Here is a 23,157-nt window from a genome sequence, read left to right on the forward strand (position 1 = left end):
GCTAAGGGCGACTGGCGTCACCCCCGCGCGGGTTTCCCGGCTCGTCCGGCGAGCACAAGCAGGAGACCTCCCCCGGCAAGAATGGCCCCGGCGATCGGCACCGCGGCATAGCCCCATTCAAGGGCGATCACCGCCCCACCGACGCCCGCTCCCAAAGCATTGCCCAGATTGAACGCGCCGACGTTGATGGAGGAGGCAAGCCCCGGCGCTTCGGTCGCAAGCTGCATCACCCGCATTTGCAACGGCGGCACCACGGCGAAGGTTGCGGCGCCCCAAGCCAAAAGCGCCACCGCAGCACCAAGTTCGCTTCTCGCCAAGAGGGGGAAGACCAGCATGATCGCGGCCAACAGGGCGAGAAACAGCAACAGACTGCCGTCCAATGAGCGATCGGCGAGCCTCCCGCCGGCCATATTGCCGATGGTGAAGCCTATGCCGATCAACACGAGCATCATCGTGATGAAACCGGGCTGCGCTCCGTTGAGATTGGCGAGGACCGGAGCGACATACGTGTAGAGTGTGAACATCGCGCCCGCACCGAGAACCGTAGTCGCGAACGCAGCCAGCACCGCCGGTCTGCTGAGAACCCTCAGTTCGCGACGGAGATCCGGCATCCGCCCACGCTCGCCCCGCGGCAGCGCAAAAGCCAAGGCCGCCATGGCAAGGAGCCCGAGCCCCGCTGTTCCGGCAAATGCCATGCGCCAACCGATCTGCTGCCCGACCCAGGTCGCGGCCGGCACTCCGCCCACATTGGCGATCGTCAGGCCGAGAAACATGGTCGCAACCGCGCTCGCGCCCCTGCCGGGCGGCACGACGCTCGCTGCGACCAAGGACCCCAGGCCGAAAAACGCGCCATGGGCCAGGCTGGTCACGAGCCGGGCCATCATCAAGGTGCCATAGCCGGGAGCGGCCGCGGAGAGGAGATTACCCACGGTAAAAATCGCCATGAGCGCGATCAGTGCAGTCTTGCGCGACATCCGCCCCAACCCCAGCGTCATCAGGGGAGCCCCCAGCAACACGCCAAGCGCATAGGCACTGACGAGAAGACCCGCCTCCGGGATGGTGGCGCCCACGCCTTCGGCAATGACCGGAAGCAGCCCCATGGGCGCAAATTCCGTCGTTCCGATACCAAACGCACCCACAGCCAAGGCTAGCAAGGCCCAGGATGCATGTGACCGCGACGGCTCGGCGACCGCGGATGCCTCTTCGGCGGTTGTGCAAAGATTCATAGCAAGGTCTTCCTGTCAGTCCCAATCTCGTGCCGAGCGCCGCGGGGTCGCGCGCTCCACCTGCCGCATCCGACATGCGGAACACACCAATTCCGAGGGCAGGACTGCGGCGCCTGCGCCGTAATGGTCTGCATTGTGTCGTTCTCGTTGAATGATCTGGGATGGCGAACCTCGGGTCGGAGGCGTCGGACGCCCACGGCCTAAATGGATCGGGCGGCGCGACTTGATAATCCGCTCGCTTTCCACATCATCAGTGAAATGGTTTCACAGATGGAGCCCTTATGGACAATCGGTTCGGGGAAATGCAGGTGTTCGTGCGGGTCGTCGAAAGCGGCAGTTTCTCGGAAGCTGCAAGGGCGCTCCGGATGACCCCATCTACGGTCAGCAAGCTCATCGCCCGCATTGAGGAGCGGCTCGGAGCCCGGCTCCTCGAGCGGTCCACGCGTCGCCTGTCTCTGACGGCCGAAGGGCAGACCTATTACGAGCGAAGTCAGGTCTTATTGGGCGAGCTCGATGAGATGGAGCATGGCCTTTCGAGGGGCGCTGCGAGCCTCGGCGGAACCATACGCGTCAATGCGTCCGTCGCGTTCGGGATCATCGGGCTGGAGCCGATCCTGCCTGCCTTCTGGAAGGCTTACCCGGATATCGTTGTGGACCTCTCACTGTCAGACGAGATCATCGACCTCTATCTCGACAGGACCGATGTGGCCTTCCGCACCGGCAGTCTGCCCGACTCGACCATGATGGCGCGGCGTATCGGGATTGCGCGTCGCAAGATCGTCGCCTCGCCCGGCTACCTCGAACGATACGGCGTCCCCCGCTCCGTCGATGATCTCGCCAGACACAATTGCCTCGGCTTCAATTTCCGCAGAGCGTCACCAGTCTGGCCGGTCAAAGAAAGTGGCCGGATCGTCGATCGCGCTGTCCGCGGATCACTCCTCGCCAACAACGGAGAAACTGTACGCCGCATGGCGGTGGCAGGCATTGGGCTGGCAAGGCTTGGGGATTACCACGCGCGCGCCGATATCGCCGCAGGCCGCCTGGTTGAAGTGCTCGGCGACGTGGCGCAGGTCGATGAGGAAGAAATCCATGCGCTCTATCTCGGCGGCTCGCGCATGCCGCAACGCGTGCGGGCGTTTCTCGATTGCGTGGTCCCGCCGCTCCAATCTTTCCTAGCCGCCGAATGAAGGCGCCAGCGGACGGCAAGATGGCACGCCGGAACTACGGCTTAGGGAACATCACGTCCCCGCTGCCGCATGCCGCCACTCGTTAAAGGCTGTCCTGAAGGATCGGTTCAACGTTCATGGAGCTCTCCCCCCGGCTGAAAGCGATCGCGAGGCGAAATGAATGGGCGATGCGCAAGGCGCGATCCATGAACAGCGCCGCTACATCCGGCGGGCAGAGCTCCCTGACGGTCGCCTGGAAGAGGGTGAGCCAACGCCGAAAGTGCTCCTCCGCAAGCCCGGGAATGGCGAGATGCGGCGGTAGCGGCTTGCCCTCGTAACGACCGGTGCGCAGCAGCATCGAGGACCAGAAATCGCACATCTTGTCGAGATGACGAGGCCATTCATCGGGCGCGATCTCCGCATTGAATACCGGCCCCAGCAAGGCGTCCTGCCGAATCCGGGTATAGAAGCCATGCACAACGGCGTGAATCATCGCCTCGTCGAGAATATCAGGCAGCGGCGTACCGTCCACCAGGATGGTGCGCATGGGCACGGGGCGGCCTTTCATGGGTCGTCACCTCTTCTGTTCACGGACCAAGTCGTCTCTGACGGAGCCAGCCTTTCCTGGCCAAGGCCAACCACTCCCGAAGTAACCTAGTCGCACTCGCCGCTGGCCTAAACTGGCTATGCGACCAAACACCCGTGTCAGGAAATGAGAAAGGCGACGCTGTTCGTCGTCAAGGCCCCAATGCTGGCTCAACGTCCCCTCGCGATTCGCCTCGCGACGTGACGGGTAATTGCCGGATCCGAGGCGTGACGACGCCGCCATCGCTCTCGCAAGGCGATGACGTTGTAAATGATGGGCAAGGCGAAATTCTGTCTTACCAACCCGGCGGCCTCGCGCGCTACGGCGAATCCTTTCGGAACGGCCTGGTGGCTATCCCGGAGAAACCAGAATGGGTCGCGCTCCCGCCCGATATCGGCAGCAGCGGCTGGCGCCATCAGTATCAGGCTTCTCAATGCCATCAGAGGACCATGTCCTCCAGACAAGCCGGACCGTCGTCGGGTTTCGGAGGGATCAGTTCGTGAAAGCCGGCTCCTCGCTATACGCGTTCGGGATGCCCACCTTGGCGTGGTGTTTCCGCCCAGGCCCGGTAGCGCGGCGACGGCGTCACCTCGCCGCGCGCCATCAGGTCGACCCAGACGCCGCAGGCATCGAGAAAATGATTCACGCCGACCGGCCACATGATGAGGCTCATCGCTTCGACAAGCGCATCTTCGGACGTGCCGAGCCGGTAAACCGCCCGAATATGAGCCGCCAGTCCCCACTTGCGCCCGCGCGCGGCCTGCAGTCCCGCCATGGCGAGATGGCAGATCCCGGCTGGCAGCAGACTTTCATCGAGCAGCGCCTCGAAATCCGCAAGATAGGCGTCTTGGCCCGCGAGGGCCGGAAATGATGACGCCCAACTCCGGTCCATGAAGGCGTAGGCCTCGGCACCGAGTGCAAAGGCGGCGAGCCGCGTCAATAGCCGTGCCTGCTCCTGCGTTCCGCCCTCCTTGAAGAAGAGCTCGACATGGTGGGTTCCGATCGCCTCTTTTGCGGCAATGAGAATGGCGAGCCAGACGACCTCGCGTTCAAATCCAGACAGATGCCTGTCGGTCTGCGTCAGCGCCTTGTACATGCCGAAATAGGCATCCTGCAGATCAGGCGCCGCGACGGCCATCGCCCCGTGGTGGGGCAGAAGGAACCCACGCCCGCGCCGCAGGGTCTCTATGCGCTCCCGCAATTCGGCCGGCACGTCATTCCCGTGTGACATGCCCTCAGCTCCGCCAACGGAGGAGCCAGCCTTCCGTCACCTTCAGGAGCCCATTGATGATGGCGCCGACAACGGCCAGGATGATGATGCCGGCAAAAACGGAGTTCGTGTCGAAGAGGCCCGTCGCCTGGGCGATGATGAAGCCGATGCCGCGATTGGCGGACATGAACTCGCCGATGACCGTCCCGACCAGCGCGTAGGGCACTGAGACCTTAAGGCCGGTAATGACCCAGGCGGTCGCCGAAGGAATGATGACCGTGCGCATCACACCCCATTGGGAGGCGCCCATAATCTGCGTGGCATGGATGTAGATGGGGTTGACCTCGCGTACCCCTGAGAACGTATTGAGAAAGACAACGAAGAATACGATGGACGCTGATACTGCGATCTTGGATTCGATACCGATGCCGAACCAGATGATGAAAAGAGGTGCCAGCGCCAGCTTCGGGATGCTGTAGAGCGCGGTTATGTAAGGGTCGAGCACCTCGGCGAGGAAAGCAAATTTGCCGAAGATCAGTCCGAGAGCAAAGCCGATCGCCGAGCCGATCAGAAAGCCGATCGCCGTCGCATAGAGCGTGATCGAAAGATGGCGAACGAGTTCGCCGTTCAGGAGCCATGTGTAGAGCTTGCCAAAAACAGCGCTTGGGGATGACACGAAGAAGGGGTCGATCAAGCGGCCGGAGGCCCATTGCCAGAAAGCAAGAAAGAGAACGCCGAAAGCCAGCTGGCAGACGTAGACCAGCACCTTGCGGCGCACGAGCCCAGCCTCGAAGTCCCGCACCGCTTTCGACGGAGCGCCCGTCCCCACCGCGGCCCCTTCATCGATCTGCATGGCTCGTCCTCCGCTCACAGGTCTTCTCCCTTGGCGATTTCCGGCGAGAGCTCGCGCCAGAGGTTGTCATAAGCCGCCTCGAATTCTGGCAGGAAGCGAACTTTGAAGACATCACGCGGATAAGGAATGTCGATTGTCTCGATATACTTGATGCGCCCCGGCCGGCCGGAGAACACGACAACACGCGAGGCGAGCGCGATCGCCTCGGCGAGATCGTGGGTGACGAAGACGATCGTCTTCTTCTGCTCCTGCCAGATGCGCAGGAGCTGTTGCTGCATAACGAGCTTGAGCTGGGCATCAAGGGCGCCGAACGGCTCGTCCATAAGCAGCGTATCGGGGCCATAGGCCAGCATCTGCGCGAGCGCGACACGCTTGCGCATGCCGCCGGAAAGTTCCTTCGGAAAGGCCTTTCCGAAGCCCTTGAGATCAACGAGAGCCAGCATCTCCTCGACGCGCTTCTGCCGCTCGGCCACCGGGATACCGCGATATTCGAGAGGCAGGCCGACGTTACGTTCCACGGTGCGCCAGGGGAGAACGCTATCGGCCTGGGTGAGATAGCCGACACGCCGGTTGATCGCGGTGACCGCACGGCCTTCGTGCACGATCGTGCCCGAGGTCATTGGTATGATCCCGGCGATCATGTTCAGCAAGGTGGACTTGCCACAACCGGATGGGCCGACGAAGGCGACGAATTCGCCGTCCTCGATCGTTAACGAGACATGGTCCAGCGCAACGACCTCACGGCCTCGCCCGACATATCGCTTATCTACCCGCTCGATGCTGATGGCCGCTGCAGTCATTACAGACCCTTCATCGCTGCGTCCGCTATTGAGGGATCGCTGACGGTCTCAAAGGTGAGAGTTGTCGGGAGCGCCGGAGCGCCCATCTGCTTGTTCACCGTATTGATGAAGGCGATGTTCTTCTCGAGCAAAGCGCGCTTCGGCGTGGGATCATCGAAGTAAATCGCGCCATTGTTCGCGAAAGCCAGGTTGAACGTGTCTGGCTCCAGCCCCTCGAACCAGTCCTTTGCCCAGGCCTTGAATTTCTCGGGCTCGTTCTTGATCGAACGCAGCGAAAGAGCGATACCGCGCGCGTAGCGCTCCAACGCGTCCCGCTTGCTCGCAAGCGTCGCTTCGCCCGTCGAGGCCACAATATACTGAACTTCCTTCATCTCCGCCGGGGGATTGAGCGCCATCTGGAAAAGATAGCCGCAATCTTGCTTCTGCACAGCCATGTCGGCGGTGGGCGAGGAAAGGCAGAAGCCCTCGATCACACCTTGCTGCAGGGCGGCCAGTATAGCAGGCCCGCCCCCCTGGATCGGCACCAGCTGGAAATCCTTGTTCGCATCGAGCCCGGCCGTCGCTGCAAGGTAGCGGAACAGCGCGTCCGGGGCCGCGCCCGGCCCCGTCGTTCCCAGCTTGAGCCCCTTCAAAGCCTCGATTTTCTTCTCCTGCGGCGATGTCTCATCGACGCCGCGCTTCGCCAGGATGTCCTTCTTCAGGAGAACATGGCTCGCATAACGATTGACCGTCGCGATGAATGTGCGGATCTGGAGGTTCTGTGTCCGGGCCCGCAAGACCTCGCCGGGATCGCCCAGCACGATATCGACGCCACCGCCCTGCAGCGCAGCGACATTGGTGCCGCGATTCGAGGCGTTGGAATTGACCTTCACTCTTGCTTCCGTGAAGAAACCAGCCGCCGTCGCATAGTCCTCAGCAGCCCAAAGCCAAGATTTCGAGGTTGAGCGGAGTGTCGTCAACTCAGGCATAGACGCTTGAGCATAGACGCTTTTCGGCAGAAAGCTCGCCGCTGCGGCGCTGCCAGCAGCAACAATGACCGATCGACGAGAGAGACCTGCCCTATTTATCATGGTTATTTTCCCCTGTGATTATCCGTTTATTGCCTTGTTGTCGCAACTGGCACGTTCTCATCAAGTTTCGATGATGCGTCTCACCGATTCCAGGATCAAGGCATGATCCTCTTCATGGGGCAGCCCCGATACCGCAAGCGCGCCGACAAGTTGCGTTCCGGCGAAAAGTGGCACACCACCGCCCATGTCAACAACGGTCTTCGGATCTGCCCATCCGACATCGGACAGCGTGCGACCCGTCGCCCGCAGGTGATGAAACCACCAGAGCGAGCTATGCCCACAGTTGAACACGGTATTGATCTTGAGATCGAGAAAACGTTCGTTGTCGAAGCCCGTTCCGTCTTGCGCGAGCATCAGGACTGTGCGGCGGCCTAACACGATTTTCGCGCATAAGGGAGCCGGCGCGCGCGCCAGCAAATCCCGGCCAAGCGCATGCAGCGTGTCGGCGCCAAGCGGCAGCTTGGCCAGCAAACGCTCATCGGCCTCGATTGCGACCTTCGCGGCCACATGATCCATGCTCATACCTCTCCCTCACGCCGCGAGCACGATACCGCCCGTGACATTCAAAATTGTACCGGTCATGTAGGCTGAATAAGGCCCGCAGAGAAAGCGGACAGGCCCCGCGACATCCTCGGCCGTTCCGACACGCCGCAGGGGAATCGCTTGTGGATCGGGCTTGGAGAAGCTGGCCGTCATGTCGGTTGCGATCACGCCAGGCGCAACAGCATTGCAAAGTATTCCATGCGGACCACCATTCCGCGCGACGTGGCGGGTCATCGCCGCCACAGCGCCCTTCGACGCGGAATACTCCGTCCCCACGATGACGCCGCCCTGATAATAGGCCATCGAACTCACCAGCACGATGCGGCCGTAACCGCGCGCCATCATGTGCGGCCAGCAGGCGGCAATGCAGGCCTGGGTCCCGTTTACATTGACGTCGATCACCCGGTCCCACTGCGCCCAGTTACCCGTCACCTCACCAGGTGGACAGATTCCCGCATTACAGACAAGGATATCGAGACGCTGTTCAGCGGCCATGACTTCATCGGCAAGAGCAACACAGGCCTGCCGGTCGGCAACGTCGAGCTTTCGCGCGTGAGCCAGCGCGCCGTCTTCAGCAATTGCAGCGACCGTTGCATCGCAAGGCAACAGGTCCGCCGCATAAACGGTCGCCCCATCCTGCGCGAGAGCCTGGCAGACCGCCGCGCCGATTCCGCGCGCGCCACCGGTGACTAGCGCAACCTGCCCCGAAAGCGGCCGCTCTGCTGAACGCTGCATCAACACTCTCCCCCGCACCGGATCCAGGCTGGGCGCCCTCACATCCACGCGGCCATTACAAGTTGTTATTCCCGTCAACCTCTGTTATTCTTGTTATAAACAAAGTACAAGTAATTTGTCAAATGGGGCTTCCGTGGGATTCGACTTCATCATCGTCGGCGCCGGCTCCGCCGGCTGCGTCCTTGCCAATCGCCTGTCCGCCAACCCCCGCAATCGTGTACTGCTCCTGGAAGCAGGTGGATCCGATTGGAACCCGCTTTTCCGCGTTCCGTTGATGACCGGCGTTCTGCTACGCAGCCGCTATGCGAACTGGTTTTACCGCACGGAACCGGAGCCCCATCTCAACAACCGGGAGCTGTTCTGGCCACGTGGGCGGGTGCTCGGCGGATCGTCAGCCATCAATGGGATGGTCTATACGCGCGGCACCCGGCTCGACTACGACAGCTGGGCTCAGATGGGGTTGCCGGAATGGTCGTTCGACAAGGTTTTGCCCGCTTTCATGCGCAGCGAGAGCTATCAGCCGGGGGGTAACGCCTTCCACGGCGGCGACGGACCGCTGCCCATCTCGCGGCCGAATACGCCAAACCCCTTGTTCGACGCCTTTGTGGCCGCTGGACAGCAAGCCGGCTACCCGTTCAATCCCGATTTCAACGGCGAGACGCAGGAAGGCTTCGGCCGTTACGATTTCACCACGAAGAACGGGGAACGCTGGAGCGCGGCGAGGGCCTTTCTTGGTCCAGCGCGGCAACGACCCAATCTCGTGATCCGAACGGGCACGCGTCTTCTGAAGGTCATCGTGGAGAAGGGCCGCGCGACAGGCGTTGAGGTTCTGGCTGGCCGTGAGCGGCAATCGATCCGCGCTGAGCGGGATGTGATTCTGTCCTGCGGCACCGTGAACTCTCCCGCCGCCCTGATGCATTCCGGCATCGGCGATGCAGATCTGCTTCGCAGTCACGGCATTCCCGTCGTGCTGGATCTGAAAGGCGTCGGCAAAAACCTGCAGGATCATCTTCTGGCCAGGGTGGAGCATGCATGTCTCGAGCCCGTGACGCTCTACAGCACCTTGCGCGGGGATCGCGCAGCGCTTGCGCTCCTCAGGGCGATCTTCCTCAAGCGTGGTCCGGCAGCGTCCTTCCCGCTCGAGGGCGGCGCGTTCTTCAAGTCTGACCCCGCGCTTGACGAGCCGGATCTGCAATCGCATTTCCTCCCCGGCCTCTCTACCGCGGCCCTGAGATTGCCGTTCCTGGCAAAGGCCAGCGGGCGCTACGATGGTCACGGCTTTTTTGCCAATGTTTATCAGCTGCGCCCCAACAGCCGAGGCGAGATCACGATCGGCAGCGCTGATCCCCTCGCGGCACCGCGGATTAAGCCCAATTATCTCGCAGATCCCGTTGATCTCCACGTCTTGCGTGAGGGCGTGAAGGCGCTGCGCCGTGTCTTCGCCCAGCCGGCTTTCGACCGTTTCCGCGGGCCCGAGCTTGCGCCGGGGCCGGATATCGTCTCTGACGCAGATATCGAACGCTGGCTACGAGGCGTCGCCGACACCGTCTTTCACCCGGTGGGAAGTTGCCGCATGGGCACGGACGATCTGGCCGTCGTAGACCAACACCTCAACGTTCATGGCGTCACAGGATTGCGCGTGGTCGACGCATCCATCATGCCGCGCATGCCGTCTTCCAACACCCATGCACCAACGATGATGATCGCCGAACGCGCGAGCGATTTCATCCTCGGAGAGACGTCGTGAGTAGCGCGGCGAAGGCCCGCCGCGCTGTGCCTTCAGCGCGCGGCGCGGCTTGCTTCATCGAAACCGCCCTGGCCCGACATTTCAGCCCAGTCACGAAACATGGGAGAGGCCGGTACTTTGCCGTCAACGATCAGCTCGCGCCACACGCGGGCAGCCTCGACGAAATGTGGCACGCTGCCCGGAAACATCGTCAGCGAGATCGCTTCCGCCAAGTCGAGTTCCGGAACTGCGTCCTCATACGCAGCCACGATCTGCAAGGCGACCGCGTCCCAACCCGCCTTGCAGACGAAGACCGCCGCCGCAGCCATATGGACCAGGCGCATCGGGACCTTGGCCGCCGCGGTACGCAGCGCCCGCAGGTAGCTTGCGCGCGGGTCGCAGGCCGGCAGGTGGACAAGCCAATGCTTTTCCACGAAGCGGTAGGATTCGAAGCCGAGCGCGAGCGCGGTCACCGTCAGGATGACCTCGACCTCCTCGTCCGTCCCGCCGGCTGCCCTGAACTTGGCGATGTGGTGGGTGGCGATCGCCTCATCCGTCGCGATCAGGATCGCGAGCCAGACAAATTCACGATCGTGGTGGCTCAGGACCCGGTCATCAAGCGCCATCGCGGTATACGCAGCATCATAAGCGTCAAGCAAAGCCGGCGCGGTAATCGCCATCAGTCCATGGTGCGGCAGCAGATAGCCACGCTTGGCGCGAATGCCGGATAAAAGTTCACTCAAATCGAGAGGCGTGGTCATTGCAGACGTCTCCTCGAATCATCATGCAAGAGGTGTCGGACATGACAAGTATTACAAGTTTGGCTGACCGTCGCCTGCTTGTTACAGGTGCTGGCTCAGGCATCGGGCTAGCATTCCTTCGTCTCGCACTCGCGGATGGCGCGCATTGCGTCGCCCTTGTCCGCGACGTTGGCGAGGGCGAGGCTCTGCGGCGGCAGGACGGTCTCTCCGACTTCCCCCTAGAGCGTATCATCCCTGCCGATTTGACCGAATTCGGGCGGTCGAACGAGTGGGCCCAGCTTGCGGTCGACCTTCTTGGCAGCCTTGATGGCCTTGTTTCATGTGCCGGCATCTTCGATCATCGGCCCGGACTGGAGACTGGTCTGGCCGACTGGCAGCGCGTGCTCGACATCAATCTCACGGCCGGCTTCACCTTGGCGCGAGATTGCGCCCTCGTCATGGGCACCGGCGCGCCGAATGCGATAACCTTTGTATCCAGCCAGATCGGCATGATCGGGCACCCACGCGCAGCAGCCTATGCAGCCTCGAAAGCCGGCCTGAATGGGCTCACCAAGGCTCTCGCTCTCGAACTCGCGCCGCGCGGCGTGCGCGTGAATGCCGTCGCCCCAGGGCCGATCACAACGCCCATGACGGCGATCGCGAGAGCCGACGCGGCGCGCGCCGAGAAGCTCGTGGGCAGCATTCCACTCGGGCGTTTCGGCGAAGCAACGGAGGTGGCCGAAACATTGCGCTTTCTCACCTCCGCGGGCGCGTCCTTCATCACCGGGCAGATATTGTGTGTGGACGGGGGCGTAACCGCTGCTTGAGCGCCATGGCAAAGCAGCTTGATCTCCCGATCAGGTTGCGTAAAGGCTCGCAGCAAGAAAGAGGCGCATCATCGTGGGGGAAGAGGAGGAGCGATGACGACGGGCATCACCAGGCGGCCGAAAGACTTGAGGCAGGAGATTGCAGCCCCTCTGCACCATCAGGTCTATGTTGTGCTGCGCCAGCAGATAATCGACGGTGACTACCCGGCTGGCAAAGCTTTGCCTTCCGAGCACAAACTGGAGGACCTGTTCAATGTCTCACGCATCACAGTGAGACGAGCCCTGGACCGCTTGGCCGCGGAAGGCCTGATCGTACGGCGCCATGGAAAGGGCAATTTCGCCCAGCCGGTGATCACACCCCCTCCCATCGACACCAGCCTGCGGGGTATGCTCGAGAACCTGCTCGCCATGGGTCTCAAGACCCGCGTCGATCTTGTCGAGTTCGACTATATATCCGCGTCCCCCGAGATCGCCGCGCGGCTCGAGCTGGAACCCGGCGCCATCGTGCAGCGCGTCGTACGCGTCAGGCGCCATGAAGACACACCCTTCTCGTTTCTGACAACCCATGTGCCAGAGGCCGTTGGGCGCAGCTATAGCCAAGTCGAACTGCTCGAGCGGCCTTTGCTGAGCCTGTTCGAGAAGGCAGGCATCAAAGTGGCGCGCGCGGACCAGACGATTACGGCGAAGCTCGCCGACACGCGGGTGGCGCCCCTGCTTGATGTTGATATCGGCGCGGCGTTGTTGAGCATCCGCCGCCTCGTCCGCGACCAGAAGGGAAAGCCGGTCGAATTTCTTGAGGCACTTTATAGGCCCGACATCTACGAGTATCAGATGTCAATGACACGCAAGGGCAAGAGATCCGAGTTTCTATGGTCCGACGGTTTACCCGCCGGACAGTGAGGTTCCTCTGAAACTTCCGGTCGCGCGGAGCCGTACATCTCGTAACCGACACCTTCGCCCCGGATCGTCGGGCCGATCTGCGGCTCTGTTGGGCGCATTGCATGAAACATTCAACGACGCGCTCATCTGCCGGCGTCGATAAGGCCGTTTCTCAGATTATCACCTTTTTTCATCGGGCCTTTCTCAGCTATCGGGGATAAGGTGCGGCGCCGATTCACTGCCTGACGCCCTCGCATGCTCCGCAACTTCTTCTCCTACTACAAGCCGCATAAGGGTCTATTCGCCCTCGACTTCTCCTGCGCGGTCGCCTCCGGACTGCTTGAGCTCGGATTTCCGTTGGCTGTCAAGATCTTCGTCGACAGCCTTCTGCCCAGCGGCGACTGGATGCTGATCATGCTCGCATCGGCGGGCCTCCTCGCGGTTTATCTCGTGAATACAGGCTTGATGGCCGTAGTGGTCTATTTTGGCCACATGCTCGGCATCAACATCGAGACCGAGATGCGCCGGCGCAGCTTCGATCACCTCCAGAAACTGTCCTTCGGGTTCTTCGACAACCAGAAGACCGGCCATATCGTTGGCCGCCTCACCAAGGACCTGGAGGAAATCGGTGAGATCGCCCACCACGGCCCGGAAGACCTCTTCATCGCGGTCATGACGCTCATCGGCGCTTTTGTGCTGATGTTCATGGTCAATCCACAGCTCGCGCTGATCACCGCCACCATCGTGCCGCTCATCGTCTGGGTCACAACGCGATACGGCGGCCGCATGAGCCGCAACTGGCGGCAACTCTACGAGCGTGTTGGCAGTTTCAATGCCCGCATCGAGGACAATGTCGGCGGTATCCGCGTGGTCCAGGCTTTTGCCAACGAGGACCACGAGCGCAGGCTGTTCGCCTCCGACAACCAGAACTATCGCCGCACCAAGCTGGCCGCTTATCGTCTCATGGCCGTCACCACCTCGCTCAGCTATTTCAGCATGCGGCTGACGCAGATGGTCGTCATGATCGCCGGCAGCTATTTCGTGCTCAGGGGCGAATTGAGCAACGGTGGTTTCGTTGGCTTTCTCTTGCTCGTCGGGGTGTTCTTCCGCCCCATCGAGAAGATCAACTCGGTCATCGAGACATACCCCAAGGGAATTGCCGGCTTTCGGCGCTACATGGAATTTCTCGCTGTAGAGCCGGATATTGCGGACAGGCCCGATGCCAAGGCAGTCTCCGGCCTGAGGGGGCATATCCGCTATACCGACGTAGCTTTTGGCTACACGCCGGACAGACCTGTGTTGCGGGGGATCAACCTGGAGGTTCGCCCCGGTGAAATGGTTGCCTTCGTTGGCCCTTCGGGGGCCGGCAAAACAACGATCTGCTCCCTGCTTCCGCGGTTTTACGAAATCGACAGCGGCGAAATCAGCATCGATGACATCGACATCCGCGCGATGACGCTTGCATCGCTGCGTGGACAGATCGGCATCGTGCAGCAGGACGTCTTCCTCTTCGCTGGCACCATTCGCGAGAACATCGCCTACGGCCGCCTCGACGCAAGTGATGCCGAGATCGAGGAGGCTGCGCGCCGCAGCCGCCTCGACCAAGTCATTGCTCGCTTGCCAAATGGGTATGACACCATCATCGGCGAGCGAGGCGTGAAGCTGTCTGGCGGACAGAAGCAGCGGCTGGCGATCGCGCGCGTGTTTCTCAAGAATCCGCCCATCCTCATTCTCGATGAAGCGACCTCAGCGCTCGACACAGAAACGGAGCGGGCCATCCAGCGCTCCTTGACCGATCTATCCAAGGGACGCACGACACTTGTCGTTGCCCATCGCCTCGCCACCATCCAGCATGCCGACCGCATTATCGTCGTGGACGACCACGGCATCGTCGAGCAGGGACGTCATGATGAACTCGTCAAGGCCGGCGGCGCTTACCAGCGGCTTCACGAGGCGCAGTATGGCGCGTTTTTCAACCGTGCCGGCGAATGACGCAAGCGGGTGGAACGCGCGGCCGCGCCTGCTTGATCGATATTAAGGCGGCGCGTTTTTTTCGTGTGTTGCTGCGCCAGCATCCATGTATAAAACAGCGACTTCGGGAGTGATCGCGCCTCGGTGACCCGTCCGCGGGCGACAGTCTGCCTGCGTGTGTGACTGTCATCGCCGTGGCTCAGCCGTTGCCGGAGCATCGATAGCTGCTGGTCAGGATTAAGTCTGGAGGATTTGTTCATGCCGCATGAGACCACGCTCATCGCGACTGTTGCAGTGGGTTTCGTGCTGGCCTTCATCTTTGGCTTCCTGGCCGATCGATTTCGATTGCCCCCCTTGGTCGGCTATCTCGTCGCCGGCATCTTCATCGGGCCCTTCACGCCCGGCTTTGTTGCTGACGCGGGCCTTTCCGGACAGCTGGCCGAGATGGGCGTCATTCTGCTGATGTTTGGCGTCGGCCTTCACTTTTCGATTTCCGATCTCATGGCCGTCAAATGGATCGCCATTCCTGGTGCTGTGGGTCAGATCGTCCTCGCCACGCTGATCGGTGTGGGGGTCGGCACGATCTGGGGTTGGAGCCTCGGCGGCAGCCTGGTGTTTGGCCTCTCCCTTTCGGTCGCGAGTACGGTAGTACTGTTGAAGGCACTGGAAGAGCGCAACATGTTGCCAACAGCCAACGGGCGCATCGCCGTGGGCTGGCTCATCGTCGAAGATCTCGCGATGGTCGTCGCGCTCGTCCTGCTGCCGGCCTTCGCGGAAACGTTGGGTGGCCACGCAGCCGGTGGTCATGGAGCGGCAGCCGCGGCGGATACGAGCCTCGCCATGGCGTTGGGTCTTACTCTCCTGAAAGTCGCGGGCTTCGTCGTGCTTGCCATCGCGCTCGGGCCGCGCGTCGTTCCGTGGATTCTCGGGCAGGTTGCCCGCACGGGATCACGTGAGCTCTTCACGCTCTCGGTACTCGCGGTGGCGCTCGGCATTGCCTACGGCTCGGCTGTCATATTCGGCGTTTCATTCGCGCTCGGCGCCTTCTTTGCCGGCGTGGTGCTGTCCGAATCCCGCTTCAGCCATCGTGCCGCCCATGAGTCCCTGCCCCTGCAGGACGCCTTTGCCGTGCTGTTCTTTGTCTCGGTAGGGATGCTGTTCGACCCATCGATCCTCATCCGCGAGCCACTGGCGGTGTTGATCGTGCTGGCGATCATCATGGTCGGTAAGTCGCTTGCAGCCATGCTGATCGTTCTCGTACTCGGCTACCCCTTGGCGACGGCGGTGACCGTTGCCGCAAGCCTCGCGCAGATCGGAGAATTCTCGTTCATCCTCGGCGGCCTCGGTGTCGCCCTCGGCTTGCTTCCGAAGGAAGGCAGTGATCTCATCCTTGCCGGTGCCCTGTTGTCCATCACGTTGAACCCCCTCGCCTTTGTCCTGGCGCCGAGACTGATCAGCCGCCTCGGCGTGTGGAAGGCGCTCGCGACCCACGGCGAGCATCGCTACAACGCGTTGGAAGCTGATATCGAGGCGGCCCAAGCACGCGCCCACGAAAGGGAGCACGCCCACGCTCTCGAGGTGCAGCAAGTCGTGCAGCGCTTCCCGATCTTCGCGGATATCGACCCCGAACAGCGGCAGGAATTCTTGCTCCTGTTCCGGCCGGAAAGTGCCGACCCTGGCAAGCGTATCATCCAGAAGGGCGACAAGCCGGACGGGATGTATTTCATCTCATCCGGCAAGGCCGGGGTAGGTACAGAGGCTGGCGACATAACCCTTGGCCCCGGCGACTTCTTCGGTGAAATGGCGCTCCTGTCGGGCAGCCGCCGGACCGCGGATGTGACGGCGCTCGACTATTGCGAGCTCCTGAAGATGAGCCGGCGCGATTTCCTGCAATTCGTCGCCCGTAATCCGAGCCTTCGCAGGCGTTTCAGCGAAACAGCCACGCATCGAAGCGAGGTAAACCGGCGCAACCTGATCTCCGAACCACCGGCGGCTCCATCGCACTGATACTGCGGGAAGGGTGCTGGCCAACCGCGCGCACCCCACGGCGCCCAATCCAACGGGCGCCGTCTCCTTCCGGTCAATAGCCGACGGTAAATCGCTGGCGGATATGGGCCGGATTCTCCACTTCATCAACAAGGGCGACAGCGTAGTCCTCGAAAGAGATGCTGCTTCCCCTGTCGTTTGTCAGCAGTTCGTCCTTGCCGAGGCGGAACTGGCCTGTGCGCTCGCCGGGAACGAAGAGCGCGGACGGGGACAGGAACGTCCAGTCGAGGTCGTCAATCCCGCGCAATCTCTTCAGAAAATCACCCCCCTTGACGGCTTCGGCCTTGTAGGCCGAGGGAAAGTCAGGCGTGGTCACCAAGGCAATGCCCGGTGCGACCTCCAGGCTGCCGGCCCCGCCGACGACCAGGTAGCGCTTGACGCCCGAAGCACGGACAGCCTCGATCAGAACGTCCGGGTCGCTGGCGAGGAAATGAACGGAGCTGATGACCGCATCATGCCCTTTCAAGAGATCCGCCAGGCCCTCGCCATCAAACACATCCCCCTTCTTGGGCGTGACATTCGGCTCCGCGGAGATTTTCTCGGGATGACGGGCAATGGCGGTGACACTATGCCCCCGGCGCACGAGTTCTGCGAGGATGCGCGAGCCGGCGTTGCCACTGGCGCCTATGAGAGCGACTTTCATCGTCGTCGTTCCTTTCAGGGATGAACAGCTGGTGTCATTGACTGTCGAGCTGGCGAAGCAAGGCCTCGCGTTCGCCGTAAAGAAGCTGGCTCGGAATAAGGCGATCACCCTGCTCGGTGGACAGAACCACTGTCGGCACACCACGTGCGCCATGGGCCGCCATGAGACGTCGGCCGGTGGCAACCGCGTGACGTGCCGCGGCGAGAACACCCCGGTCATTAGCCAGAAGTCTAGCGGCGGCCCCGGACAGCCCCATCCCGTCGAGCACCGCAGCGACCTCCTGGCGAACGGAGGTATCGCGGCCGTCGACATAGCGCGCATGCTGAATTGCCTTGCAGGCCGCGAAAAGCTGATCGGGCGCGTCGAGGCTGACAGCCACGAGCGCCAACGTAGCGACTGTGGAATCAAAGGCTGTGCCTGGCAGCAGTACCTGCTCGCGATAGCGCTCCGAGAAGGGCTGGCCCGTTAGAGAGGCGATCCGCTGATCATTCTCCCAGGCATAGGCCGCAAAATTCGCATCCATGACGCGGGCGCCCTCCCCCGCGAAAAGGCCGGTTGGCACGAAGGTAATCTTCGCCCTGCTCTGCAGCACCTCAAGGGCCGGCATCGCGCCATAGCACCATCCGCACAGCGGGTCATAAAGATAGGTCACCTGTCCCGCCAGACTGTCGAAAGGAGCGACGGAGTCCGGCAACCCCTGTTCAACCCTATGGTTCATTATCAGACCAAGTTCGGATATTAGACTTAGTTGGGAGCATGGAGCGCTAACATAGGCAGTTCGGGATTCGTGACAAGAAGTCATCGGAACGGCCCTTGGTCAGCGGGATCTTACTGTTCCCTTCGCTCGGACGCCCGGCTGCAGGGAGCAAAACAAGGAGGAGTGACGGTGGTTGCAAAGTCCGCCGACATGGGTCGGGACGCGGTGGACGGTGAGCTTTTATTCTCGCCGTGCCCCATCCGGGATGTACTGGACCGCATTGGTGACCAGTGGAGCGTTCTCGTCTTAGAAGCCCTGGAACCGGGAACTCTGCGGTTCAACGCCCTGAAACGTCAGATCGGCGATATCTCGCAGCACATGTTGGCGCGAACCTTGAAACGGCTTGAACAGGACGGCCTCGTGTCACGAACGCTCTATCCGGTCATACCGCCACGAGTGGACTATGCCCTCACTCCGCTAGGTCACTCGCTGCTCATTCCGTTGCGCGGTCTGATCGCGTGGGCAGACAACAATCACGCTGCGGTCTGCGCGGCGCGTCGCGCCTATCGTGACACGATCATCGGAAAGGCGGCTTGTTGAAAGGGCGGAGAACACATCTCGGAGGGACTTCGTTAACGATTAGGTCTCAATCCACCGCCATCCTGGGATCGCCGCCGCCCTTCAGGCCGCTTGTCGCAGGAAATGGTGATCGATGACTGTTCAAACAACTGAAGTCCGCCTTCGAAATCGCTGGCGCCACGGCATAGCGGGGACGCTTCTTGTTCTCCTGACGAGTATTTCGGCGGGTCCCCTGGCTGGAATGTCCACGGCCCACGCCGCAACCCTTTGCACGGTCATTGCGGACGCTGCGACGGGCCAATTTTTGACCAAGGAGGGAACTTGCGAAACGCGCGTCACACCCGCTTCCACCTTCAAGATCCCCATCAGTCTGATGGGTTTTGACGCTGGATTTCTCAAGGACGAGCACAACCCGTCTCTTCCCTTCAAGAAGGGGTACGCCGCCTGGATCCCAGCCTGGAAGCAGGATACGGATCCATCGAGCTGGATGAAGAATTCTGTTGTCTGGTATTCGCGACTGATTACTGAAGCGCTGGGCGAGCAACGATTTCGCGACTATGTCCGCCGGTTCGATTATGGCAACGAGGATGTGTCCGGCAATCCCGGCAAGAACGACGGGTTGACCAATGCTTGGCTGAGTTCATCGTTGAAAATATCGCCAGTCGAGCAGATTGCTTTTCTGCGAAAGCTCGTACGCCGCGAGTTGCCGGTGAGCCCGCATGCCTATGTCATGACGAGTAAGATCACTGCGTTGCAGGACGTGGATGGCTGGAGCGTGCACGGCAAGACGGGAGCGGGTCCAGTGCGCAGGGCTGACGGCTCCCGTGAGCCCGGCCAGAGCTATGGATGGTTTGTCGGCTGGATGGTCAAGGAAGGCCGGACGCTCGTCTTTGCGCGTCTCGTTCGCGATGAAAAACGTGAGGCTGTCAGCCCCGGCATCCGGACACGCGACATCTTCCTTCGCGAGCTCCCCTCAATCATCGCGCGCCTCTAGGCTGTGGGCGGCGCTTCCGGACTGCGTTGCCTGGCGGGCCAGCGCGTGGACGCCGTGTCACGCCAGGGGCAGAGGTGGCTGACGGAGCATGGCAGTCAGGAGGGGCTCTCGACCACCAACTGATCCAGCAGAGAGGTCAGAAGCCGCAGGCCAGCTCCGGTGGCGACGGCGATGGCCGGCAGGACCATCCACTCGAGCGTCCAGGCTGCTCCCGACCTCTCATTTTCGTGGATCAGCGCCTGATGGAGAACGCCGGCCTGGCCGGCGTTGTAGCGCGCGAGCGTGACGAGCACCTCGGCTGCCACAGGATTTGACTTATGCGCCATCGCCGACGATCCGCCGCCACCCGACAGGCGGACAGCAGCAACCTCGTTCTGCGCCATCAAAGCGATGTCAGCTCCAATCTTGCCAAGAGAACCGCTGATCAATGAAAGCTGTGAACCCAGCCTGACGATACGATCTCGCGCTGTATGCCAGGGAGAGGCATTGGCAAGGCCGAGGCGCTGTGCGAGGGCGCGGGCTATCGCATCGCCGTGGCCTGCAAAGCTGGATCGATCACCAATCGGGCCTCCGAGCTGAATGGCGAGACAGGTGTCGCGGCATTCGACCAGCGCCGCCCGATGGCGCGCCAGCGGTTCGCTCCAGGTCTGCAATTTTCGATGCCATGTAAATGGCAGCGCCTGCTGCATGCGCGTATGAGCCATCAGTGCTTGTCCGCCATTGAAGTGGTCAATGACGGCAAGCTTATTCAGAATGACCGACAAACGCGCTTCAAGGATGGGCAGAACATCTGCGAATTGGAGAACCAGCGCCGTGTCGATCACATCCTGGCTCGTGGCGCCCTTGTGCAAGGCCTCGCGGAACTGTGGCTGCAAGCCGGCGCGGATCTGCTTCATCAATGCCGGGACAAGGACGCCATCACGGGCGATGCCAACCGCGAGATCATCCCAATCCGGACAAAAAGCCGCTATCGCCGCCGCTACGGCATCAGCGGCTTCGATCGCAATAAACCCGGCATCTGCCTGTGCACCGGCAAGCGCGGCTTCGAAACGCAATATAGCTCCAAGCTGCGCCGCGTCGGACAGCAGATCTTCTATGTCACGGTCACCGACAAGCGAAGAAAGAATTGGCATAGGCTATGCAGCATCCACGTCTACGTGACTGCAGGTCTATTACATATCGAAGAATACCGTCTCCCGATCCCCCTGCAGGTGGATATCGAGCACATATCGCGGGACGTCACCTTCTTCTTTTCGAGCGATCAATGTTGCCCGCCTTTTGGGATCGGGAATGCGGCTGAGAACGAAGTCAGTGCCGTTGGCCGCTTCTTCGTCGGCGAAATAAAGCCGCGTTTGCAGGCCGATGTTGATGCCCCTCGCCACGATCCAAAGCGCGATATGCGGCGCCATCAACGTTCCGTCGGGACCTCGCACAGGTCCGGGCTTTATCGTCTCGAACAGGAAAACGCCCTCACTGTTTGTGGCTTGCCGGCCCCACCCGGTGAAAGTGGGTCGCGAATTGGAGGTCCGCCCTACCTGGCCCGTGTAGGATCCGTCCGTATCGGCTTGCCAGATCTCCACCACCGCATCGCTGACCGCCGCGCCCGCGCCGTCGATAATCCGTCCGGATACAACGATCCGCTCGCCGCGCGTGTCTGGCGATACCATCGTAGCCCCTGGATCGGCATCATAGATGCCTCTGATCTCCGCGAAATTGGGCGTCAGCCCAATATGGACGTAAGGTCCCGCCGTCTGCGACGGCGTTTCCTTCAAGGTCGGGACGGGGTGCAGCATCAGTTCCCCTCCAGCTTGTTCTCGAACATGGTGGAGCGCCTGCCGCGCAGCACGATGTCGAAGCGATAGGCCAAAGCGTCCATCGGCGTTGTGTTGTGGCGATCAAGCTTTGCGACCAGCTGCTCGATCCCCGCTTTGTCAGGCACGCTCGCGACGATCGGGCATTGCCAGATCATCGGATCACCTTCGAAATACATCTGGGTAATGAGCCGCTGAGCAAAGGCATTCCCGAATATGGAGAAGTGTATATGAGCGGGCCTCCAGTCGTTCGCGCCGTTGGGCCACGGGTAGGCTCCCGGCTTCACTGTACGGAAAGAATAGAAGCCGTTTTCATCCGTTATTGCACGCCCGCAACCTCCAAAATTTGGGTCGAGCGCGGCGAGATAACCTTCGCGCTTGTGGCGATAACGGCCGCCGGCGTTGGCCTGCCAGAACTCGACCAAGGTATCGACGACGGGGCGAGCGTTTTCGTCTAGGACCTGACCGTAAACAATCAGCCGTTGGCCTATCGCCTCACCGCCATCTTGGCTGTAGTTGCGGATGAGGTCGTTGTCGAGAGGGCCGAGAGGTGTGTCGCCAAATGTTGGCCCCGTCAGCTCGGACACCGTGGCCGGAAGAGACAGGAGGGCGTGGCGTGGTGCGCGAAACGTCGTGCTCTTGTAACCGGGCGTATTAGCCGGCGGCTGCCACGAACGATCACGCGCATAGAGCGCGCCTCGATCATCGCCCGGCAGTATGATACTGTTCACTGGTCCCCTCCCCGCTCCTCGGGCGATTCCCGCTTGGCGGCTTTCCCTCTGGCCAACTCACCTTTCGCGATCTTGAAGGCGCGGTTCGCTGCCGGAACACCGGCGTAGACGGCGACATGCAGAAGCGCCTCCTTGATGTCGTCGGGCGAAGCTCCCGTGTTCGCCGTCGCGCGTATATGCATGGCGAGTTCCTCATCATGCCCGAGGGCCGCCAGCAACGCTACCGTCAGCATCGACCGTTCGCGCTTGCTGAGCCCGGGCCGAGACCAAACCGCTCCCCATGCGCCTTCCGTTATGAAGGTTTGGAAATCTTCATCGAAGGAAGTCTTGCGGGCCGTGGCCCCATCAACATGAACATCGCCGAGAACCGATCGGCGCGTTGCCATGCCCTGCTCGAACCGGGACGTGTCAGCCATGGTGAGCCCCATTGAGAAAGGTGCTGATGTGCTCCGCCAGGACCAGTGGCTGCTCGATCGCAGGGATATGGCCGGCGTTGTCGATGACGGCAAAGCGCGCGGCGGGAATACGCGCGGCGGTATCACGGACCAACTCCACTGGGGTCGATACATCGTCAGCGCCGACCACCATCAATGTCGGGACAGCGATTGATCCCACCTCCTCGCGCAGATCCGTATCTCGCAGCGTGGCGCAAGTGCCTGCATAGCCCGAGGCAGGCGTGCGGAGGAACATGTTGCGCCAGCCTGCGATATCGATGGGCTGCTCCTCACGGTAGCTTCTTGTGAACCAGCGCATCATCACGCCGTCGCCAAGGGCCTCCATACCACCACCGCGCACGCGGACGATGCGTTCGTCCCACATGGCTTCCTCACCAATTCTCGCAGCAGTGTCGCACAAGATGACGCCCGTGATGCGAGACGGGTGGCGCAATGCCATGCCCTGGGCGATCAGGCCGCCGACAGAGATCCCGGCCAAGGCAAAGCGCTCGATTTTGAGATAGTCGAGCAATCCGGCAAGATCTCCAACGTGGTCGTCAAGCGAATAGTCGTTCTCCGGTGCGTCGCTTAGCCCATGCCCACGTTTGTCATAGGCGATAATGCGGTAGCGATCTTCGAGCTGCGTCGTGACGGCTTCCCAGATGCGCGAATCGGTGCCGAGTGAATTCGCCAGCACCAGAACCGGTGCCTCGCGGCGCCCGCGGATTCCATAATTCAACAGAATGTCGTTGACCTTCGCAAACGCCATGATCGCCTCTTGCTAGAACGATTTAAGGCGCGGACGCGGCACGAGTAAAATGATTACTTCATACGCCGTCATAACCTATGGCTTATAGAACGATCGAATGCTCGAACTTGCCGCAGACCGC

Annotated in this window: 25 protein-coding genes; 8 read left to right on the forward strand and 17 right to left on the reverse strand. The window is 61.5% G+C overall.

Translation table 11 applies throughout. From position 1 onward, the window contains the following. Window positions 1-17 precede the first annotated feature (17 nt). Window positions 18-1,226 carry an MFS transporter gene (locus KIO76_RS21135; protein WP_213325574.1) on the reverse strand — a complete coding sequence of 403 codons (1,209 nt, stop codon included), beginning with the start codon at window positions 1,224-1,226 and terminating at the stop codon, window positions 18-20. 281 nt (window positions 1,227-1,507) lie between these two features. Here KIO76_RS21135 and KIO76_RS21140 point away from each other — a divergent pair, with 281 nt between their 5' ends. Beyond that, a complete protein-coding gene (locus tag KIO76_RS21140) occupies window positions 1,508-2,413 on the forward strand; it encodes a LysR family transcriptional regulator (protein ID WP_213325575.1) in 906 nt (301 codons plus the stop codon). A gap of 82 nt (window positions 2,414-2,495) precedes the next feature. Here KIO76_RS21140 and KIO76_RS21145 read toward each other — a convergent pair whose 3' ends face one another. The 8 genes from KIO76_RS21145 to KIO76_RS21180 all read right to left on the reverse strand — a co-directional run bounded on the left by KIO76_RS21145 (window position 2,496) and on the right by KIO76_RS21180 (window position 8,189). After that, window positions 2,496-2,960, reverse strand: a complete 465-nt coding sequence (locus KIO76_RS21145) for a group III truncated hemoglobin (protein WP_249729992.1) — start codon at window positions 2,958-2,960, stop codon at window positions 2,496-2,498. A gap of 188 nt (window positions 2,961-3,148) precedes the next feature. After that, window positions 3,149-3,418 (reverse strand): hypothetical protein, encoded by a 270-nt coding sequence (locus KIO76_RS21150; RefSeq protein WP_213325576.1) that lies wholly within the window; start codon window positions 3,416-3,418, stop codon window positions 3,149-3,151. A gap of 77 nt (window positions 3,419-3,495) precedes the next feature. Then, on the reverse strand, window positions 3,496-4,209 hold the full coding sequence (locus KIO76_RS21155) for a carboxymuconolactone decarboxylase family protein (protein WP_213325577.1): 714 nt from the start codon (window positions 4,207-4,209) through the stop codon (window positions 3,496-3,498). Window positions 4,210-4,213: 4 nt separating this feature from the next. After that, window positions 4,214-5,041: an ABC transporter permease gene (locus tag KIO76_RS21160; RefSeq protein WP_213325578.1), complete on the reverse strand. Its 828-nt coding sequence runs from the start codon at window positions 5,039-5,041 to the stop codon at window positions 4,214-4,216. 14 nt (window positions 5,042-5,055) lie between these two features. Then, window positions 5,056-5,841, reverse strand: coding sequence for an ABC transporter ATP-binding protein (locus KIO76_RS21165; protein WP_213325579.1), 786 nt, complete (start codon window positions 5,839-5,841; stop codon window positions 5,056-5,058). Further along, a complete protein-coding gene (locus KIO76_RS21170; RefSeq protein WP_213325580.1) occupies window positions 5,841-6,911 on the reverse strand; it encodes an ABC transporter substrate-binding protein in 1,071 nt (356 codons plus the stop codon). The genes KIO76_RS21165 and KIO76_RS21170 overlap by 1 nt, the downstream gene beginning before the upstream one ends. Before the next feature lie 60 nt (window positions 6,912-6,971). After that, window positions 6,972-7,433 carry a heme-binding protein gene (locus tag KIO76_RS21175; protein ID WP_213325581.1) on the reverse strand — a complete coding sequence of 154 codons (462 nt, stop codon included), beginning with the start codon at window positions 7,431-7,433 and terminating at the stop codon, window positions 6,972-6,974. A 9-nt stretch (window positions 7,434-7,442) separates the two neighbouring features. Then, on the reverse strand, window positions 7,443-8,189 hold the full coding sequence (locus KIO76_RS21180; RefSeq protein ID WP_213325582.1) for an SDR family NAD(P)-dependent oxidoreductase: 747 nt from the start codon (window positions 8,187-8,189) through the stop codon (window positions 7,443-7,445). 133 nt (window positions 8,190-8,322) lie between these two features. On the opposite strand from KIO76_RS21180, the gene KIO76_RS21185 reads away from it, so the two are divergent. Beyond that, window positions 8,323-9,936: a GMC family oxidoreductase gene (locus tag KIO76_RS21185; protein WP_213325583.1), complete on the forward strand. Its 1,614-nt coding sequence runs from the start codon at window positions 8,323-8,325 to the stop codon at window positions 9,934-9,936. Window positions 9,937-9,968: 32 nt separating this feature from the next. Here the strand turns inward: KIO76_RS21185 and KIO76_RS21190 are convergent, their stop codons facing one another. Continuing rightward, window positions 9,969-10,676, reverse strand: a complete 708-nt coding sequence (locus KIO76_RS21190; protein ID WP_213325584.1) for a carboxymuconolactone decarboxylase family protein — start codon at window positions 10,674-10,676, stop codon at window positions 9,969-9,971. Between the two features lie 41 nt (window positions 10,677-10,717). Between KIO76_RS21190 and KIO76_RS21195 the strand changes: the two genes are divergently transcribed. The 4 genes from KIO76_RS21195 to KIO76_RS21210 all read left to right on the forward strand — a co-directional run bounded on the left by KIO76_RS21195 (window position 10,718) and on the right by KIO76_RS21210 (window position 16,339). Then, entirely contained in the window at window positions 10,718-11,482 is a 765-nt protein-coding gene (locus KIO76_RS21195) for an SDR family NAD(P)-dependent oxidoreductase (protein ID WP_213325585.1), read from the forward strand. A 93-nt stretch (window positions 11,483-11,575) separates the two neighbouring features. Further along, entirely contained in the window at window positions 11,576-12,382 is an 807-nt protein-coding gene (locus tag KIO76_RS21200; protein WP_213325586.1) for a GntR family transcriptional regulator, read from the forward strand. Between the two features lie 234 nt (window positions 12,383-12,616). Beyond that, entirely contained in the window at window positions 12,617-14,353 is a 1,737-nt protein-coding gene (locus KIO76_RS21205; protein ID WP_213325587.1) for an ABC transporter ATP-binding protein, read from the forward strand. 237 nt (window positions 14,354-14,590) lie between these two features. Then, entirely contained in the window at window positions 14,591-16,339 is a 1,749-nt protein-coding gene (locus tag KIO76_RS21210; protein WP_213325588.1) for a cation:proton antiporter domain-containing protein, read from the forward strand. A 73-nt stretch (window positions 16,340-16,412) separates the two neighbouring features. Here the strand turns inward: KIO76_RS21210 and KIO76_RS21215 are convergent, their stop codons facing one another. Together KIO76_RS21215 and KIO76_RS21220 are read right to left on the reverse strand one after the other, a co-directional pair. Continuing rightward, window positions 16,413-17,021, reverse strand: coding sequence for an NAD(P)-dependent oxidoreductase (locus KIO76_RS21215; protein ID WP_213325589.1), 609 nt, complete (start codon window positions 17,019-17,021; stop codon window positions 16,413-16,415). A 34-nt stretch (window positions 17,022-17,055) separates the two neighbouring features. Continuing rightward, on the reverse strand, window positions 17,056-17,739 hold the full coding sequence (locus tag KIO76_RS21220; protein WP_213325590.1) for a DsbA family protein: 684 nt from the start codon (window positions 17,737-17,739) through the stop codon (window positions 17,056-17,058). Between the two features lie 189 nt (window positions 17,740-17,928). Between KIO76_RS21220 and KIO76_RS21225 the strand changes: the two genes are divergently transcribed. Further along, complete coding sequence (locus KIO76_RS21225) at window positions 17,929-18,318, forward strand: winged helix-turn-helix transcriptional regulator (protein ID WP_213327053.1); 390 nt, start codon at window positions 17,929-17,931, stop codon at window positions 18,316-18,318. A gap of 220 nt (window positions 18,319-18,538) precedes the next feature. Further along, window positions 18,539-19,291 (forward strand): class D beta-lactamase, encoded by a 753-nt coding sequence (blaOXA, locus tag KIO76_RS21230; protein ID WP_213327054.1) that lies wholly within the window; start codon window positions 18,539-18,541, stop codon window positions 19,289-19,291. A 95-nt stretch (window positions 19,292-19,386) separates the two neighbouring features. Here blaOXA and KIO76_RS21235 read toward each other — a convergent pair whose 3' ends face one another. From KIO76_RS21235 to pcaD, 5 genes are read right to left on the reverse strand one after another with little or no spacing between them, the layout of a single operon-like run. After that, window positions 19,387-20,424: a 3-carboxy-cis,cis-muconate cycloisomerase gene (locus KIO76_RS21235; protein ID WP_213325591.1), complete on the reverse strand. Its 1,038-nt coding sequence runs from the start codon at window positions 20,422-20,424 to the stop codon at window positions 19,387-19,389. 39 nt (window positions 20,425-20,463) lie between these two features. Next, window positions 20,464-21,084, reverse strand: coding sequence for a protocatechuate 3,4-dioxygenase subunit alpha (gene pcaG, locus KIO76_RS21240; protein ID WP_213325592.1), 621 nt, complete (start codon window positions 21,082-21,084; stop codon window positions 20,464-20,466). Then, window positions 21,084-21,833: a protocatechuate 3,4-dioxygenase subunit beta gene (gene pcaH / locus KIO76_RS21245; RefSeq protein ID WP_213325593.1), complete on the reverse strand. Its 750-nt coding sequence runs from the start codon at window positions 21,831-21,833 to the stop codon at window positions 21,084-21,086. Before pcaH ends, pcaG begins: the two co-directional genes overlap by 1 nt. Next, window positions 21,830-22,249, reverse strand: a complete 420-nt coding sequence (gene pcaC, locus KIO76_RS21250) for a 4-carboxymuconolactone decarboxylase (protein WP_213325594.1) — start codon at window positions 22,247-22,249, stop codon at window positions 21,830-21,832. Before pcaC ends, pcaH begins: the two co-directional genes overlap by 4 nt. After that, window positions 22,242-23,036, reverse strand: a complete 795-nt coding sequence (pcaD, locus tag KIO76_RS21255; protein WP_213325595.1) for a 3-oxoadipate enol-lactonase — start codon at window positions 23,034-23,036, stop codon at window positions 22,242-22,244. Before pcaD ends, pcaC begins: the two co-directional genes overlap by 8 nt. Window positions 23,037-23,157: the final 121 nt, after the last annotated feature.

The organism is Chelatococcus sp. YT9, from assembly GCF_018398315.1.
Taxonomy (GTDB): domain Bacteria; phylum Pseudomonadota; class Alphaproteobacteria; order Rhizobiales; family Beijerinckiaceae; genus Chelatococcus.